The 16,143-nt window shown below is 68.3% G+C and carries 19 protein-coding genes; 12 read left to right on the forward strand and 7 right to left on the reverse strand.

Going from position 1 to position 16,143, the window contains the following annotated elements:
• Positions 1 to 8 precede the first annotated feature (8 nt).
• The 7 genes from catA to AC5Y5V_RS01550 are packed head-to-tail and all read left to right on the forward strand — an operon-like array spanning position 9 to position 5,095.
• Positions 9 to 863, forward strand: a complete 855-nt coding sequence (catA, locus tag AC5Y5V_RS01520; RefSeq protein WP_499930807.1) for a catechol 1,2-dioxygenase — start codon at positions 9 to 11, stop codon at positions 861 to 863.
• Positions 863 to 1,144, forward strand: a complete 282-nt coding sequence (gene catC / locus AC5Y5V_RS01525) for a muconolactone Delta-isomerase (protein ID WP_499930808.1) — start codon at positions 863 to 865, stop codon at positions 1,142 to 1,144. The genes catA and catC overlap by 1 nt, the downstream gene beginning before the upstream one ends.
• Positions 1,145 to 1,151: 7 nt before the next feature.
• Entirely contained in the window at positions 1,152 to 1,922 is a 771-nt protein-coding gene (pcaD, locus tag AC5Y5V_RS01530; RefSeq protein ID WP_499930810.1) for a 3-oxoadipate enol-lactonase, read from the forward strand.
• Positions 1,919 to 2,710, forward strand: coding sequence for a CoA transferase subunit A (locus AC5Y5V_RS01535; RefSeq protein ID WP_499930812.1), 792 nt, complete (start codon positions 1,919 to 1,921; stop codon positions 2,708 to 2,710). Before pcaD ends, AC5Y5V_RS01535 begins: the two co-directional genes overlap by 4 nt.
• On the forward strand, positions 2,707 to 3,354 hold the full coding sequence (locus tag AC5Y5V_RS01540; protein WP_499930814.1) for a 3-oxoacid CoA-transferase subunit B: 648 nt from the start codon (positions 2,707 to 2,709) through the stop codon (positions 3,352 to 3,354). The genes AC5Y5V_RS01535 and AC5Y5V_RS01540 overlap by 4 nt, the downstream gene beginning before the upstream one ends.
• A gap of 39 nt (positions 3,355 to 3,393) precedes the next feature.
• Entirely contained in the window at positions 3,394 to 4,134 is a 741-nt protein-coding gene (locus AC5Y5V_RS01545) for an SDR family NAD(P)-dependent oxidoreductase (RefSeq protein ID WP_499930816.1), read from the forward strand.
• A gap of 31 nt (positions 4,135 to 4,165) precedes the next feature.
• Complete coding sequence (locus AC5Y5V_RS01550; RefSeq protein ID WP_499930817.1) at positions 4,166 to 5,095, forward strand: alpha/beta fold hydrolase; 930 nt, start codon at positions 4,166 to 4,168, stop codon at positions 5,093 to 5,095.
• Between the two features lie 91 nt (positions 5,096 to 5,186).
• Here the strand turns inward: AC5Y5V_RS01550 and AC5Y5V_RS01555 are convergent, their stop codons facing one another.
• Complete coding sequence (locus AC5Y5V_RS01555) at positions 5,187 to 5,795, reverse strand: LppU/SCO3897 family protein (RefSeq protein WP_499930819.1); 609 nt, start codon at positions 5,793 to 5,795, stop codon at positions 5,187 to 5,189.
• Between the two features lie 371 nt (positions 5,796 to 6,166).
• Here AC5Y5V_RS01555 and AC5Y5V_RS01560 point away from each other — a divergent pair, with 371 nt between their 5' ends.
• Entirely contained in the window at positions 6,167 to 7,240 is a 1,074-nt protein-coding gene (locus AC5Y5V_RS01560; protein ID WP_499930821.1) for a GGDEF domain-containing protein, read from the forward strand.
• On the opposite strand, the gene AC5Y5V_RS01565 is transcribed toward AC5Y5V_RS01560, so the two are convergent.
• Positions 7,194 to 7,838 (reverse strand): QsdR family transcriptional regulator, encoded by a 645-nt coding sequence (locus AC5Y5V_RS01565; RefSeq protein WP_499930823.1) that lies wholly within the window; start codon positions 7,836 to 7,838, stop codon positions 7,194 to 7,196. The genes AC5Y5V_RS01560 and AC5Y5V_RS01565 overlap by 47 nt on opposite strands.
• 289 nt (positions 7,839 to 8,127) lie before the next feature.
• Here AC5Y5V_RS01565 and AC5Y5V_RS01570 point away from each other — a divergent pair, with 289 nt between their 5' ends.
• Entirely contained in the window at positions 8,128 to 9,657 is a 1,530-nt protein-coding gene (locus AC5Y5V_RS01570) for a WS/DGAT/MGAT family O-acyltransferase (RefSeq protein ID WP_499930825.1), read from the forward strand.
• A gap of 125 nt (positions 9,658 to 9,782) precedes the next feature.
• On the opposite strand, the gene AC5Y5V_RS01575 is transcribed toward AC5Y5V_RS01570, so the two are convergent.
• On the reverse strand, positions 9,783 to 9,950 hold the full coding sequence (locus AC5Y5V_RS01575; protein WP_499930827.1) for a hypothetical protein: 168 nt from the start codon (positions 9,948 to 9,950) through the stop codon (positions 9,783 to 9,785).
• A 94-nt stretch (positions 9,951 to 10,044) separates the two neighbouring features.
• On the opposite strand from AC5Y5V_RS01575, the gene AC5Y5V_RS01580 reads away from it, so the two are divergent.
• The 3 genes from AC5Y5V_RS01580 to AC5Y5V_RS01590 are packed head-to-tail and all read left to right on the forward strand — an operon-like array spanning position 10,045 to position 13,290.
• A complete protein-coding gene (locus AC5Y5V_RS01580) occupies positions 10,045 to 11,514 on the forward strand; it encodes an amidase (protein WP_499930829.1) in 1,470 nt (489 codons plus the stop codon).
• A gap of 38 nt (positions 11,515 to 11,552) precedes the next feature.
• Positions 11,553 to 12,314 (forward strand): SCO6745 family protein, encoded by a 762-nt coding sequence (locus AC5Y5V_RS01585; protein WP_499930830.1) that lies wholly within the window; start codon positions 11,553 to 11,555, stop codon positions 12,312 to 12,314.
• Positions 12,315 to 12,366: 52 nt separating this feature from the next.
• Complete coding sequence (locus AC5Y5V_RS01590) at positions 12,367 to 13,290, forward strand: TIGR03564 family F420-dependent LLM class oxidoreductase (RefSeq protein WP_499930831.1); 924 nt, start codon at positions 12,367 to 12,369, stop codon at positions 13,288 to 13,290.
• A 28-nt stretch (positions 13,291 to 13,318) separates the two neighbouring features.
• On the opposite strand, the gene AC5Y5V_RS01595 is transcribed toward AC5Y5V_RS01590, so the two are convergent.
• The 4 genes from AC5Y5V_RS01595 to AC5Y5V_RS01610 all read right to left on the reverse strand — a co-directional run bounded on the left by AC5Y5V_RS01595 (position 13,319) and on the right by AC5Y5V_RS01610 (position 16,029).
• Positions 13,319 to 14,530 carry a thiolase family protein gene (locus AC5Y5V_RS01595; protein WP_499930832.1) on the reverse strand — a complete coding sequence of 404 codons (1,212 nt, stop codon included), beginning with the start codon at positions 14,528 to 14,530 and terminating at the stop codon, positions 13,319 to 13,321.
• A 27-nt stretch (positions 14,531 to 14,557) separates the two neighbouring features.
• Complete coding sequence (locus AC5Y5V_RS01600) at positions 14,558 to 14,956, reverse strand: Zn-ribbon domain-containing OB-fold protein (protein WP_499930833.1); 399 nt, start codon at positions 14,954 to 14,956, stop codon at positions 14,558 to 14,560.
• Positions 14,957 to 15,055: 99 nt separating this feature from the next.
• Positions 15,056 to 15,727, reverse strand: a complete 672-nt coding sequence (locus AC5Y5V_RS01605) for a TetR/AcrR family transcriptional regulator (RefSeq protein ID WP_499930834.1) — start codon at positions 15,725 to 15,727, stop codon at positions 15,056 to 15,058.
• Positions 15,728 to 15,792: 65 nt separating this feature from the next.
• Positions 15,793 to 16,029, reverse strand: a complete 237-nt coding sequence (locus tag AC5Y5V_RS01610) for a hypothetical protein (RefSeq protein WP_499930835.1) — start codon at positions 16,027 to 16,029, stop codon at positions 15,793 to 15,795.
• Between the last annotated feature and the right edge of the window lie 114 nt (positions 16,030 to 16,143).

Genomic DNA, 16,143 nt, shown 5'->3' on the forward strand with positions numbered 1-16,143 from the left:
AGAGAACAATGACCACTGTCGAACGGGCTTCGGCCGCCGCGTCCGGGGCCTCGGCCACCCAGCGGTTCCACAGCGACAAGTCACCCTTCGAGGCCGTCAAGGACACCCCGCCCGAACGGGTGGACGCACTGGCCCGCGAGGTGCTGGCGGCCGTGCACGACACCATTCGGCGCCACCGGGTCACCTACGACGAGTACAACGCCCTCAAGGCGTGGCTGATCCAGGTGGGCGCCGACGGCGAGTGGCCGCTGTTCCTCGACGTGTGGGTCGAGCACGTCGTCGAAGACGTCGCCACCGATCATCGTGCGGGCAACAAGGGCAGCATCGAAGGCCCGTACTACGTCCCGAACGCACCGGAACGCGGCCCCGTCGGCGCCGTCCCGATGCGGGAAGCCGAGGGGGGCACGCCCCTCGTCTGGGAGGGGCGGATCACCTCAACCGATGGAAAGCCCTTGGCGGGCAAGGTCGAACTGTGGCACGCCGATGCCGAAGGTTTCTATTCGCAGTTCGCGCCCGGGCTGCCCGAGTGGAACCTGCGCGGCACCTTCACGACGGGACCCGACGGCAGGTTCAGCATCACCACGATGCGTCCCGCGCCGTACCAGATCCCGACCGACGGCGCGTGCGGCAAACTGATCGCCGCCGCCGGCTGGCACGCCTGGCGCCCCGCGCACCTGCACGTCAAGGTCTCCGCGCCAGGCCACGAATTGCTCACCGCCCAGCTCTATTTCCCGGGTGACCCGCACAACGGCGACGACATTGCGACAGCCGTCAAACCCGACCTCATGCTCGACCCGCAAGACCGGGGCGACGGCACCCAGACGATCACCTACAACTTCGTGTTGGACCCGGAGCGGCCCTGATGTTGTTCCACGTGCACATGCAGGTCCGACTGCCGGCCGACCTCGACCCGCAGCGGCGCGACGAACTCATCGCCACGGAGAAGGCCTACTCGCAGCGGCTGCAACGGGCGGGCAAGTGGCCGCACATCTGGCGCATCGTCGGCGAATACGCGAACTTCTCGGTGTTCGATGTCGATTCCAACGACGAACTCCACCAACTCATCTCCAGGCTGCCGCTGTTTCCGTACATGGACATCCACGTCACGCCGCTGGCGGCCCACCCGTCCGACATCCACCAGTGAGGCGTCCATGAGCGAGTGCGAGGTGCACGCGGTCGTCACCGGCCGCGCGGACGGGCCCGTGGTGGTGCTGTCCAATTCGCTGGGCGCCACCCACCGGATGTGGGACGCCCAGCTGGCGGCGCTCGACGAGCGTTTCCGGGTAGTGCGTTACGACACCAGGGGACACGGTGATTCGCCGGTTCCCGACGGCAGTTACACGATCGACGACCTGACCGACGACGTGGTGGCGCTGCTGGACCGCCTGCACGTAGCGCACGCCCACGTCGTCGGCCTGTCGCTGGGCGGGATGACCGCCATGCGGCTGGCCGCCCGCCACCCCGACCGGGTCGACCGGGTGGTCCTGCTGTGCACCGCCGCGGACCTGCCCCCGGCGGAAGCCTGGCTGCAGCGCGCAGACACCGTGCGCGCCAACGGGTCCGGAGCGGTGGCCCAGGCGGTGGTGGAGCGCTGGTTCACGCCGGCGTACCTGAGCGCGCATCCGGACGTCCGGACCGCCCATGAGCGCATGGTGGCGGGCACTGCGGCGCACGGCTACGCCGGATGCTGCGAGGCGATCGCGAGCACGGACCTGCGTCAAGAGCTTTCGAACATCACCGCGCCCACGCTGGCGATAGCCGGCGCCGAGGACCCCGCCACCCCGCCCGCGAAGCTCCAGGCGATCGTCGCCGGCATCCCGGATTCGAGGCTGCTGGTCGTCGAGGGGGCCGCGCATTTGGCCAACGCCGAGCGGCCCGACATCGTCACACCCGCCGTTATCGCCCACTTGGAGGACTCATGACCCTCGACAAGGTTTTCGGCTCCGCCGCCGACGCGGTGGCCGACATACCCAGCGGCGCAAGCCTTGCGGTCGGTGGTTTCGGACTGGCCGGCATCCCGTGGTTCCTCATCGATGCGCTGCTGGCACAGGGCGCCAGCGACCTGACCATCGTCAGCAACAACTGCGGCGTCGACGGCGGCGGGTTGGGCCTGCTGTTGGAGGCCGGCCGCATCAGCCGCGTGGTCGCGTCGTATGTCGGCGAGAACCGGGAGTTCGCACGGCAATACCTGTCCGGCGAGCTGACCGTCGAGCTGACTCCGCAGGGCACACTCGCCGAGCGGCTGCGCGCCGGCGGCAGCGGCATCGGCGCGTTCTTCACTCCGACCGGCGTCGGCACTCCCGTCGCCGACGGGGGCCTGCCGTGGCGGTATCACCCGGACGGCAGCGTCGCCGTCAGCTCCCCTCCGAAAGAGGTGCGGCTGTTCGGCGGTCGCGAGATGCTGCTCGAAGAGTCCATCGTTACCGACTACGCGCTGGTGCGCGCGGCGGTGGCCGATAGGGCGGGCAACTGCGTATTCCACGCCGCCGCACGCAACTTCAACCCACCGGCGGCCATGGCCGGAAGGACCACCGTGGTCGAGGCCGAACGAGTCGTCGAGGTCGGCGGGCTGCACCCCGACGATGTCCACCTGCCGGGCATCTTCGTGCAGCGCATCGTCGCCCTCACCCCAGAACAGGCCGGCCGCAAAGGCATCGAGAAGCGCACCACACGCCCGCGGCCACGGTCGATCAAGGAGGCCGTGCTGTGAGTTGGACCCGTCACGAAATGGCCGCACGCGCGGCGCGGGAGTTGCGCGACGGCGACTACGTCAACCTCGGTATCGGGCTGCCCACGCTGATCCCCGACCATCTTCCCGTCGGCTCCGACGTCACTCTGCACTCCGAGAATGGGATCCTCGGCGTCGGCCCCTTTCCTTACGACGACGACGTCGACCCGGACCTGATCAACGCCGGCAAGCAGACCGTGTCCGTCGTGGCGGGTGCGTCCTACTTCGACTCGGCGACCAGCTTCGCGATGATCCGCGGGGGCCACGTCGACGTCGCGGTGCTGGGTGGCATGCAGGTGGCGGCCAACGGTGACCTGGCGAATTGGATGGTGCCCGGTTCCATGGTCAAAGGCATGGGCGGTGCGATGGACCTGGTCAACGGTGCCGGGCGTGTCGTCGTCTTGATGGATCACGTCGCCAAATCCGGTGCGGCCAAACTGGTATCGGCCTGCAACCTGCCGCTCACCGGCAAGGCCGTGGTCAGCCGCGTCATCACCGACCTCGGGGTGTTCGACGTCACCGGCGACGCGTTTCAGGTCGTGGAGTTGGCCCCGGGGACTGGTTACGACGACGTGGTGGCCAAGACCGACGCGACGGTGATCGACCGCGCTCCCGCCTTTGCCTGACGTGCGTATGCTGCCCTGAGGAAGTCGAAAGGCAGACTGTTGGCAGCATTGCAGGGCAAGGTCGCGTTGGTGACAGGTGCGTCGTCGGGCCTGGGCGCGGAAACGGCGCGGCTGTTATCCCGGCGGGGCGCAACGGTTTTCGGCATCGCCCGGGATGAGGATCGGCTGGCGGCGGTGTTCGCCGACATCGACCCCGGCGGATACGCATCGGTGGATGTCGCGTCGGCGCAGGCCTGCCGTGACGCGGTCGAGGAATGTGTCGCGCAATTCGGCGGGCTCGATGTGCTGATCAACATCGCCGGGCGGCACACGATGCGTCGGACGGAGTCGATGAGCGACGAGGACTGGGAGCAAGACCTCGCGGTCAACCTGAACGGGCCCTTCTACCTGTGCCGTGCCGCGTTGCCGCATCTGCTGGACCGCGGGGGCAACATCGTCAACGTCGCCTCCATCGCCGGCGTCGAGGGGCAGGCGTACTCGGCGGGCTACTGCTCGGCCAAACACGGGTTGATCGGGCTGACCCGCGCGCTGGCCGTCGAGTACACCGCGGATCGGTTGCGCGTCAACGCAATCTGCCCCGGTGGCATGCTGACCCCACAGATCGAGCAGTTCAGCGCACCGGAGAACCCCAACTACGACTTGATCATGCGCACGGCGTCACCGCGCGGCATGATGCAAGCGCGCGACGTGGCAACCGTGATCGCCTTTCTGGCCAGCGACGACGCCGCCGCCGTCCACGGCGCCGTCTACCGGGTCGACAACGGCAAGGGCGCCGGCTGAAACCACGGCTGCGGACGTGCACAATGGCGCGATGCGCGCAGTGCGGAAATTTCTGGCATCCGTCGGAATGCTGGCGCTCGCGGGCTGCGGCGCGCACCCCGTTACCGGCCAGCCCGCACCTGCGTCGGACCGCGACTTCCGCGGGCCGATCGAGATCGGCAATGGCCGGCACCTCTACCTGGAATGTCGCGGGAAGGGCGGGCCGACAATCATTTTGGAGTCCGGCTACCACAACTCTTCGGATCCGTGGAGCCAGTCCGACGCCACCGCGCCGGCAGTAGGACCCGCCGTGCTGCCCGCCCTTGCCCGGGAGCACCGCGTCTGCGCCTATGACCGCTCAGGCACCCTGCGCGGTTCCGAGCCGCCCGTGCTCAGTGACCGCAGTTCACCGGCCGCAATGCCGCGCACGGCGCAGGACGTGGTCGGCGATCTGCACGCAATGCTCGAGGCGGCACGCCTTCCCGGCCCGTACATCCTCGTCGGGCACTCGCTCGGCGGGTTGATCGCGCGACTGTACGCCCAAACCCACGCCGAGCAGGTGCGGGCGGTGGTGTTCGTAGACGCTTTCGCCGTCGAGATACCGGACCTGATGGGATCCGACTGGCCCGCTTACCGCCAGCAGTTGGACGGCCCGTTGCCGCAGTTCGTCGGTGTGCCCTCGTTCGAGGTGATCGACATCGACAAGAGCGTCGCACAGGTAGCGGCCGCGCCCGCGTTCCCGCCGATCGCCACCGTGGTGCTGACCAGGACCAAGCCTTTCGGCATTCCGCCGACGGTCCCGCCCGAGCTGGGCGCGAAGCTGGAAGATGCATGGCGGCAAGGTGCGTCGGATCTTGTCGCGCTGCGGCCGCAGACCCCGCACTTCGTGGCCACCGACAGCGACCATTTCGTGCAGGTCCACCAGCCCGACCTGGTTGTCGCCGCCGTCGACCTGGCGGTGCGCAGGTCCGCCACTCGCTGACCCACCCTGCCGGCCTCGAAGGCGGCGGCAAAGCCACATGCCGGTTTCTTGTGGCGCGCGGGACTCGTGAGACCGACGTCGCGCTCGGCGACTAGTGTCTGACCAGCAGGGCGTCCAGGCAGTAGGTCAGCGGCGGCTCGGGGAAGTTCACCGCCACTTGCTCGCCGGTGCATAAGCCCGGGTCGTTGACCCCGTCGCGCCGCAGGGCGACCTTGTACGTCGGATCGGTGAAGCCAGGCGTGCATTCGGACAGCTTGAACATGTGGGAGAGCAGGGCCTCGCGGTAGCAACTGCCGACGGTCAGGTTGTCCTGCAGGCAGAGTCCGCTGCCGCCGCCCTCCAGGGTCCCGTAGTTGCCGGCGGGGCAGTTCTTGGTGCCGCTGTATTTCTTCGCGACCTTCGCCAGCGCCGCCGGCGACGAGCATGGCTCCACGTGCACGTCGCCGGGTTTGACGAAGCTGCTGGCTTTGGAGAAGTCCAAGCAGGTGCCGACGGCGTAGTCGAAGCCGTTGTCCGCCGAATGATGAGAGTGGTGGCCCAGCACCGCGTGCACGCCGATCTTCACCCCGATCATCAACGCGATCGCGATCACTGTCGTGAGGATCCGCTTGCCGACCGACCGCTTCTGGGGCGGCGCGGGTGGCGCGGGCGGCGGCGCCCAGGGGCCGCCCGGCGAGATGTTGTCGTACTTTCCTGTCATGTGTCCCCCTCTGCGCCCGACTCGGCGAATACCAGAGCGGCCGCCGTGCTAGCAGATTAATCGGCAGATTTCGCGGGTACGACGGTCATCATCGACAACCTTGCGGCGTCCATCTCCATAAGGCGGCGCCCCGTCGGCCGTTCGGATAAGGGATGCTCTGGGCAGCTTGCGAAATTCTTCCGTCGCTCCGGCCGCAAAATTCGAATCACCGCAGGTCGGAGGGGCGAAAGGTGGCAAGGTATTTGCCGAAATGTCAGCGTCGGCGCGACGGCCCTGGTGTCGGCATTTATGGCATGCGCGGAACTATCTGGGCAACTCGGCAATAATTGCATGGTCGGCTAGATATCGGTGGTAGCGATTGGGAGTCAATGATGGCCACGATCTTTAGCCGGTGGTGGCGGGCCGATCAGTATGACTGGCTCTCCGGCTATCTGGCGGCGCGAGGCATCGGCGGCGCGACCCGGGGCCTGATGGCGTTCATCGCGGCGTCGATGGTGTTGTGCCTTCTCGCGTTGCTCGCCGGCTCCGACGGTCCGCGCGGGTCGGTCCCGGTCGCCATGACGTGGGCCGCCGTCGGCGGCGGGGTGGCCGGCGTGTTGCTGTGGACGTGGCGCTGGCCGACGCGCGTTCAGTCGGTGGCGTTTGCCGTGACGTGCAACACGGCCGTCGCGCTGGCCTGCCTGGCGCACCCGAACCCGCTGGCGGCGCTGATCGGGTGCATCGCCTTTGCGACGTTCGGCGCGTACATCGCGTTCTTCCACACGACCGCATTCGTGCTCTACAACTTCGCGGTGGCCGCCGCCGTCGGCGTCTTCGAGGCGGTGCGGCTGGTGGCGGCAGGCCATCCGAGCCTGGCCGGGGTGGATCTGTGGCTGGTGCTGGAGGTCAACATCGCCCTGCCGCTGGCTATCCGAATCCTGGTCCGCGCCATGGCGGGTGACCTGCTGCGTGCCGACCGCGATCCATTGACCGGCCTGCTCAACCGCCGCACGTTTCAGCACAACGCACTGGGGATGATTCTGGCCCGCAGGGGCATCGACACCCACCTGGTGGTCATGCTGATCGACCTCGACAACTTCAAAGCCCTCAACGACAACCGCGGTCACGCCGCCGGCGATCACGCGCTGGTCCAGGTTGGCCAGGCGCTGCTGGCGGTCGCCGACAACCAGGCGGTGGTGGCGCGTAGTGGCGGAGAGGAATTCCTGTTGGCCGCCACCGCCCCGGCCTGCAACGCCGAGCCGCTGGCCGCGCAGGTGTGCCGGGCGATCGAAGCGTCGACGACGGGTGTCACCGCCAGCATCGGTACCGCGTGCGCCCGCCTCGAGGAAGTGACCCCCGGCGAGCACCAGGCACTTCTCGAGGGGTTGATCACCGCGTCGGATGCCGCGATGTACCAGGCTAAACGTCTGGGCGGCAACCGGTCTCATCACCACGAACTGTGCTGACACAATTCTCGTGGCCGACTAGTGCCCCGACCGCCAACTCGGCCATGGCGATGTCGGGTTTCTCGCCGGTGATGAACTCGGCGTAGAGGAAGGACTCGACGATCCGCAGGATCAGGTAGGCCAAGTCGTGCGGCGGAAGCGGTGTATGCAGGTTGCCCTGCGCGACCTCGGCGCTCAGCAGCGCGTCGATCGCGTCCACCAGGCGCGCCTGGATCGTGCCCGCGCGTGTGGTCAGGATTCGCAGCGCTCGTTCGGGCTCGCGCCGGACGAACTCACGGAGATAGTCGGCGTTGTCGAGCATGGTCACGAAGCGGCCGACGGCCCCGGTGATGCGCCGTGCGCCGTCACCGTCGGACGCGTCGACCGCCGCCGCGAGCGTCGGCTCTGCCAGCGACCACAGAATCTCTCCGAGGAGTTCGTCGCGGCCGCCCACCCAGCGGAACAGGGTCGCACGGTTGACGCCCAGTTCGGCGGCCAGCTCCCGCATCTCGATGCGACGTCCGGCCATAAACCATCTCCGCGCGATGCGGAACGCGGTCAACGCGTCCGGCTTCCGTTCCTCGGCCAGCATGCGGCTTAAGGGTGTTCCGCTGATCATGCACCTCCTGCGGAATCGGCGCCCTCCGTTCCGGGGCGTGTGCAACACATTATCAAACGTTGCGTATCACGGTGCGCGTGAGAACGCGCCACGATAGCGAATATGCCATTGAGAAGCGCTGTGCACAAACCACTTACAGAGCGCCATCGAGCGCGGATAGGTGCCGCCGACCGACGGGCATCGACTTTGGGTGTGAGCTATCTCCTAGGAGCCGCAACTATGCAACATATTCCAATATGTTGCATAGTGGGAGGCGAACGCGGAAAGCTGATCACCGAAGGAGCGACCCGTGAAGCAACTATCCGGGCTGGACGCCACGTTTCTGCACATGGAGACGGCGACGACTTTCGGGCACGTCACGGGCCTGATGATCTTCGAGCGGCCCAGCGCGGACTACGACCCGTATACGGCGGTCTACGCCAAGTTCGCCTCGATGGTCGGCGAACTCGAACCGTTACGCCGCCGCCTCGTCGAGGTGCCGTTGGGGCTGGACCATCCCTACTGGGTGGCCGACCCCAACCTGGATCTCGACTTCCATATCAGGGAGATTCACCTGGCCAAGCCGGGCATGGTCGACCAACTGGCCGAACAGGTTTCGCGAATCGTCGGGCGCCCGATGGATCGGACCCGGCCGCTGTGGGAGGTCTACGTGATCGACGGCTTGCACAGCGGACGCTGGGCGTTGCTCACCAAGTACCACCACGCCACCATCGACGGCGCCGCCGGGCAGCTCATGCTGCAGATCATGACCGATCCCGACCCCGACGCCCCGCCGCCGGGCGACAGCCCGCCCTGGGACGCCGAAGCTCTGCCCAGCACCGTGGACCTCTTGCGGCGCACCGCGACCCGGCTGGCCCTGAATCCCGTCAGGGCGCTGCGCGTTCAGGCGCGGCTGATCCGCAGCCTCGCCGACACGGCCGGCATCAACAGCGTGGGCAGCGCGGCCAGCCAGACCGGGTCGGCGGTCAAGGCCGTCGCTCGGCTCGGCCGCTCCGACGGGCCACGCATCAAGTTGCCGACCACGCAGGCCCCGCCGACCCCGTGGAACAAGTCGATCACGGGACATCGCAGATTCGCCATGCGGACAACGTCTTTGGACAACATCAAGGCACTCAAGAACGCCACCGGCGGCACCGTCAACGACATCGTGATGGCCATCTGCGCGGGCGGGCTGCGCCAGTACCTGCTGTCGCACGATGCGCTGCCCGACCGCCCGTTGCGGGCCATGGTGCCGGTGTCCATCCGCACCGGCGACGAGGACGACCCCTGGACCAACCGCGTCTCGGGCCTGGTCGCGGAGCTGCCCACCGATTGCGCCGACCCGCTGGAACGCGTCGCCCGCTGCAGCCAGGCGATGCAGAACGCCAAGCGCACCCTTGACCTGGTGCCGGCCGACGAACTGGTCGATCTCACCCAGTTCTCGGCCCCCGTGCTGGCGACATCGGCCGTGCGGCTCGCGTCGCGACTGCGGCTCGCCGACCGCATCGCCGCGCCGTTCAACCTGGTGGTCTCCAACGTGCCTGGACCGCGCCAGCCGCTGTACTTCGCGGGAGCCCAACTGTGCCATCAGTTTCCGGTGTCGATCGTCACCGACGGCCAGGGGCTGAACATCACCGTGGTGAGTTACCTCGACCGCCTCGACTTCGGCTTCATTGTCGACCGCGACCTGGTACCCGACGTGTGGGACCTCGCCGACATGCACATCGACGAGATCGGCCGACTGTTCGACGCCAGTGGCGCGCAATGGGCGCAGCCCCCGCAGCCGCCGCACCCTCGGCGGAGGCGAGTCGGACGCGGCCGCCCAGAGGAAATCTGCTGACCGCGGGCACGCGATCCGACCCAATGCAGTAGCGGACTAGTTCCGCCGGTCGAAACTCGCGGCCGCCCCTTTCGAGGTGCGCACCGAGGCCACCGGCATCAACCTGTTCGCCTCGGCACAGCGCGCTAGCGCGTGCTCTCGTCTGCGATCTCGCGGTGCGTCTGGCCCGCGGCGGGAGCATCCGGGTCGTCGTTCGGTTGCTCCAGCTGCGCCTCCTCCTCGCGCTGCGATTCGGTGGCCTCTCGGGCGTCCTTGGGCACCGGCGCCGGGTTGCTCTTGTCTGGCTGATCCACGCGAGACCTTTCCGGAGTGTCGGTAATTGCTTCCCGTAGGGATCTCCCGAAGCGGCCCCTTCGAAACTTGCCGAACCTGGCCTACGGTCAGAGCGTGAACTTCGACGAGTACCGCAAGTACGACGCCACCGGGCTGGCGGCGTTGGTCGCCGACAAGGAGGTGACCGCGGCGGAGTTGCTCACGCTGGCCCGCGAGCGGGCGACCGCGGTGAATCCGCGGATCAACGCCATCGTGCGCGACGTCCCTGCCAGCCCCGCCGAGGCGCCCGCCGGACCGTTCACCGGTGTGCCCTTCCTGATCAAGGACCTCGCGCAGGACTACGCAGGGCTGCCCAGCTCGCAGGGTTCACGGTCGCTGATGTCGACGCCGGTGGCCGAGCATTCGACGGTGGTCCAGCGCTGGATCGACGCCGGCCTGGTGATCTTCGGCAAGACCAACCTGCCGGAGTTCGGGGCGAAGGGGATCACGGAATCGGTGGCCTGGGGTCCGGCACGCAATCCCTGGGACCTGCAGCGCACACCGGGTGGGTCCTCGGGCGGTTCGGCGGCCGCGGTCGCGGCGGGAATCGTGCCGTGCGCGGGGGCGAACGACGGTGGCGGATCGATACGCATCCCGGCCGCGTGTTGCGGATTGGTCGGCCTCAAACCCGGCCGCGGCCTGACGCCCATGGGGCCGGTGAGCGGCGAATCCATGCACGGTGCGGCGGTGCAGGGCGTCGTATCCCGCTCGGTGCGCGACACGGCAGCCATGCTCGACGTCATCTGCGGCGGTGAAACATTCGGGCCGTACCTGCCGGCGCTGCCGTCGGCGCCGCTCGCCTCCTGCGTGGACGAGGATCCGGGCACGCTGCGCATCGGCGTGCGGGTGCCGTCGGCGATCAATCCCACCCCGGACCCCGAAGCGTTCGCGGCCGTCGAAGCGGCCGTACGGGCGCTGACGGAGCTCGGCCACCACGTCGACGAACTGCCGCAGGCGCCGTACGACGACGCCGCCCTCGCCCGGGACTTCCTGCTCACCTGGTTCGTCCACCTGGCCTGGGACGTCGACGAAGCCAAGCGGCTGACCGGCGCGGGCGACGAGTCGTTCGAGCGGGACACCCTGATCATGGCCGCGCTGGGCCGAGCGACCCGCGGCGTCGACTACGTGGACTCCGTCGAGCGGCGGCACCAGCACACTCGTCGGCTCAGCACATTCTTCGAGTCCTACGACCTACTGCTGACCCCCACGCTGGCGACGCCGCCGCCTAAGATCGGCGAATTCGACCTGCCGGTCGTGCTACAGCGCGCATCCGACGCGCTGCTCAAGACGCGCACCGCCCGCTTCCTGCGCTACACCAAGATCGTCGACGACATGGTCGACGACAACCTTGGCTGGGTGCCCTACACCCAGCTGGCGAATCTCACTGGCCGCCCGGCGATTTCGCTTCCGCTGCACTGGACGGCGGGCGGTGTGCCGCTCGGCGTGCAGTTCGTCGCGCCGCTGGGCGGCGAGTCGCTGTTGATCCGGCTGGCGGCCCAGCTCGAGCGCGCGCTGCCGTGGGCCGACCGCGTGGCCCCGGTCTGACGATTCCACCAACCATCAACCCGCAGAGGAGCATCGAGATGAGCGATAGCCAGATGCTGGATGCCGCGCGCGCAGCTGGGACACCGATCCAGCAGGCCGTGGCGGTGTTCATGCTGCACCCGGAGACACTCGCCGAGAGCGTCTCCGCGGGCTACCAGAACCCGCTGGCGGGGTATGTCGCCGGCCGCGGCGGCGTGCTGGGCGACGTCACCGGCGACGAGGTCAGCGCGGCGTTCGCGGTGTTCGAGCCGAACGGCCTCGGCGCGTTGTGGGAAGAGGGCGTCGCCGTGCGCGGCGCCGACGGCGCCGCCGAACTCTACTGGACGCAGACCGCCGGGTTCGGCCGCCGCCATCTCGCAGGCGCGGAAGGCCTGGATCGCCTCGCCGCGCTGGGGGAGAAGATCATCGCGGCGACGCCAGGCGACGCGAGCCTACCGCTGTACGCGGGCTGGCGCACCATGCCGTTGGCGGACGACGCCCCCGCGCGGGCTCTGCAGGTGATGTTCATCCTGCGGGAACTGCGTGCCGGCGTGCATTTCAACGTCCTGACCGACTCGGGCATCAGCCCGGTGGAAGCGCACATGCTCAATAAGGGCCGCGAGTACACCTCGATGTTCGGCTGGCCGGAGCCGTTCGCCGACGGCGCGGACAAGAAGGACCGCTACGCCGAGGTCGAAGACGAGACCAACCAACGGATGGCCGAAATCTTCGCGGCCGCACTCGATTCCGAGGAGGCCGACGAATTCGCCCGCCTGAGCGCGGCCGCCCTGGCGTCGCAGCAGGCCGCCCTCCAGGGTTGATCGCACCGAGACCGAACTCAGCCGCGCACTCACCCCCAGCGAAAGGCCCACCATGAAGATCAGCTTGATCACCGGCCTCGACAACCGGTCGCCGATAGAATCCTGTGTCCGCGACATGACCCAGGCCCGCGACGAGGGGTTCGCACGGTTGTGGTTCACGCAAATGCCTTTCGACGTCGACCTGCTCACCGTCCTGGCCGTAGGGTTGCGCGAGGTTCCCGATATCGAGGTAGCCAGTGGGGTGCTGCCCATCCAGAACCAGCACCCGACGTTGCTCGCGCAACGTGCGTTGACGCTCAACATCATTGGTGGCGGACGGTTCACGCTCGGCATCGGTGTCACCCACCGGGCGGTGACGGAGGGAATGTGGGGCATCTCGTGGGACAGGTCGGTCAAGCGGCTGTCCGAATACCTCGACGGCCTGCTGCCCCTGCTCGCCAAGGAGCACGCCGATGCCCCCGGCGAGCTGGTCACGACCAGGGGCGGCCTGCAGATCCCCGACGCGCCGACCCCGCCGGTATACGTCGCCGCGCTCGGTCCGCAGATGCTGCGGGTCGCCGGCCGCCGCACCGCCGGCACGATCACCTGGATGACTGGCCCAAAGACGTTGCGAGACCACGTCGGACCGACGCTGCGGGCGGCCGCTGCCGATGCGGGGCGCACCGATGGATCGGTCGCGGTTGCCGCCGCGCTGCCGGTGAGCGTGACCAGCGGCGTCGACGCCGCCCGGTCGCGCGCAGCTCAGCAATTCGCAATGTACGGCCACCTGCCGTCCTACCGGGCCATGCTCGACCGGGAGGGTTTCGCCGGCCCGGAAGACGCGGCGTTGATCGGTGACGAAGAGACCGTCTGGCGCCATCTCGACGAGCTCCGCGATGCCGGTGTGGACGAGTTCGTCTGTATCGCGTTCGACCCGTCGCCCGAGGGCGGCCGGCGCACGCGAGCGTGCCTGCGGGCGTGGGAGTCTCGCACCTAGCCAAATTTGGCAGGCAGTCCCGGTCGAACTACACCGCCGCTTTTTCCAGGATGTGCACCCCGCAGGCCGAGCCGAGGCCGATGACGTGGGCCAGGCCCACCCTGGCGTTCTCGATCTGACGGTCGCCGGCCTCGCCGCGCAGGTGGTGGCAGACCTCCCAGATGTTGGCGATGCCGGTGGCCGCAATGGGGTGGCCCTTGGACTGCAGGCCGCCGGACACGTTGACCGGGGTGGTGCCGTCGCGCCAGGTGGCGCCGGAGTTGAAGAAGTCGGCGGCATCGCCCTCGTCGCACAGCATCAGGTTGTCGTAGTGCACCAGCTCGGCGGTGGCAAAGCAGTCGTGCAGCTCGACCAGGTCGAGGTCGCCGGGCCCGACCCCGGCCTGCTCGTAGGCGGTCTTGGCGGCGTTGCGGGTCAGCGTGTTGACGTTGGGCAGAACCTGGCAGCCGGCCTCGTAGGGGTCGGTGGTCAGCACCGAGGCCGACACCTTGACCGCGCGCCGACGCTGCTCGAGCGACAGCGATTTCAGCGTCTCGCCGTTGCACACCACCGCGGCCGCGGCGCCGTCGCAGTTGGCCGAGCACATGGCCCGGGTGTTCGGGTAGGCGATCATGACGTCGCCCATGATCTGTTCGAGGGTAAAGCGCTTCTGGTAGGCGGCAAGCGGATTCAGTGTCGAGTGGGCATGGTTCTTCTCGCTGATCTTGGCGAACAACTCGAAACTGGTGCCGCCGTACTTGTGGCCGTATTCGGTGCCGATCTGGGCGAACACCCCGGGCATGGCTTCGGTGCCGATGCGGCCGTCGACCGGCGCGACGGCGCCGTAGCGGCCCTTGGGTGTCCATACGTCGGCGTCTTTCTTCGTGGCGCCGCCCGCCCCGAGCAGCCCGGCGCCCGACAGCTTCTCCACCCCGACGGCCAGGCCGTACGCGACCTCGCCGGCCTTCACCGCCATGATCGCGGTGCGCAGCGCCGTGGCCCCGGTGGCGCACGCGTTGGCCACGTTGTAGACCGGGATGCCGGTCTGGCCGATCTGCTTCTGCAGCTGCTGGCCGATCCCGGCGTTGGCCGCCATCAGGTTGCCCGCGGCCAGCACCCCGATGTCGGCCATGGTCACGCCCGCGTCGGCAAGCGCGCCCGTCGCGGCCTCGGCCGCCAGGTCGACGGTGTCGCGGTCGGGGTGCTTGCCGAACTTGGTCATGCGGATGCCCAGGATCCAGATGTCGTCGCTGGCGCTCATCGTCGCTGCTCCTCGTTTGTGTGGGGGTTAGGTGAGGGGCTCGAAGCCGAAGCCGATGGCCTCGGTGCCTTCCGCGTCGGTGCCGATCGGGAAGGTGGCCAGGCGAACCTTCATCCCGTCGCGCACGTGCTCGGGATCGGGCTCGACGTTGACCAGGTTGGCCCGGACCTGGGTGCCGTCGCAGTCGACCACCGACGCGACGAACGGGACGGGGATCCCCGGCGCGGCGAAGGTGACGATCGTGAACGTGCGCACTGTGCCCTCGGTCGGCACGGGCACCGTCTTGAAGTCGGCCGCGAAGCAACCCGCGCAGGCGTTGCGTCGGTCAAAGTACCGGGCGCCGCACGCGGTGCATTCCTGCGCGACCAGGTGCGGCGCGCCGTCGTCGAGCACGAGATAGTCGACCAACGGGATCTGTCCAGCCATAAAATCCTCCGTCTGCAGGGTGGCCGTCGGCCTCAACTGTAACCATTACCGTTGAACGCTTGGTAGGTGCGGTTGCGTCAGCCGAACCAGCGGTGGAGGTCAAGACGCCGGGCGGCGCCGGCGAGGCGCCGGCTTGGCGACCGTCGTCAGCGAATCCAACGCTCCGGCGAAGCGGGGGTAGATGATGGCCGGCCCGATCCAGCGCGCCAGGAACCGCCGTAGCTCCTGCCCGCTGCGGCGTCCCTGACCGCTGTCGGCGAGGAACGAGTACAGCACCCGTAGACAGAATTCGGACAGCTCGTCGAGGGCGGCGTCGTCGAAACCGTTGGCTTCCCAGTCCACGTCGTAGCGATGCAGCATCGAGCGGCTGAACGCCAAGGCGGTGTCGGACGTGAGCGAGGCGCTCGCTTCGCCACGCTGTCTGGTGGTGAGGAGGAACCGGATTCGTTCGTTCTCGGACAGGCGCTCGATGGCGAAGGCCACGCCTTCGACGATCGCGCGGACCGGGTCGACTTCGCCCCGCACGTGGTCGGCAAGCTGCTCGAGAAAACCGTCCCCGGATCGCATCGCCGCCGACAGCAGCAGCGTTTCGGTGCCCTGGAAGTATCGGTAAACGGTTTGGCGCGTCACTCCGAGAGCGCGCGCGACGTCGGCGATGCGCATGGCGGACCCACGCTCGGCGATGATTTCGTCGGCGGCGTCGAGGATCCGGGTAATCGCCTCCTCGTCGGACTTGGGCGCGTTTCCCGACCATCCGTGGCTACGCGCCACCGGGGGCCTTTCTGGGGCCTCGCTGTGCCGCGGTCATGGCCCCGATGATATCGGGGAGAACGCCGCTACTGCGGGATCGGCGCCGCCGAGGGTGCCCCGCCATGCGCACCGGCAAGGATTCCTCGATCGACCTCGGCGCCGGGTACGTAGCTTCCGGTCAGATCTGCTTCCTGGCAGCTGCAACCCAGGCTTCCGAACGGGTTCGCATGGATGTCGGGCGTGCCGGGGTCCGCCGTGGCCGACGGTCCCACAACCGCGGTGCCGAGCACGATAGCCGCGCCGACGAGTAGCTTCGCGATCACTTGCAGACCTCCCTGTTGCGGCCGATAAGTCCCACCTAAGCGGATCCGGCGACAGCGGGGTGAGGGGAGGACGTCAGTTCATGTCGAAGTCAAAGACAACGGTCACGGTAGTTT

This window comes from Mycobacterium sp. NGS68 (assembly GCF_059812195.1).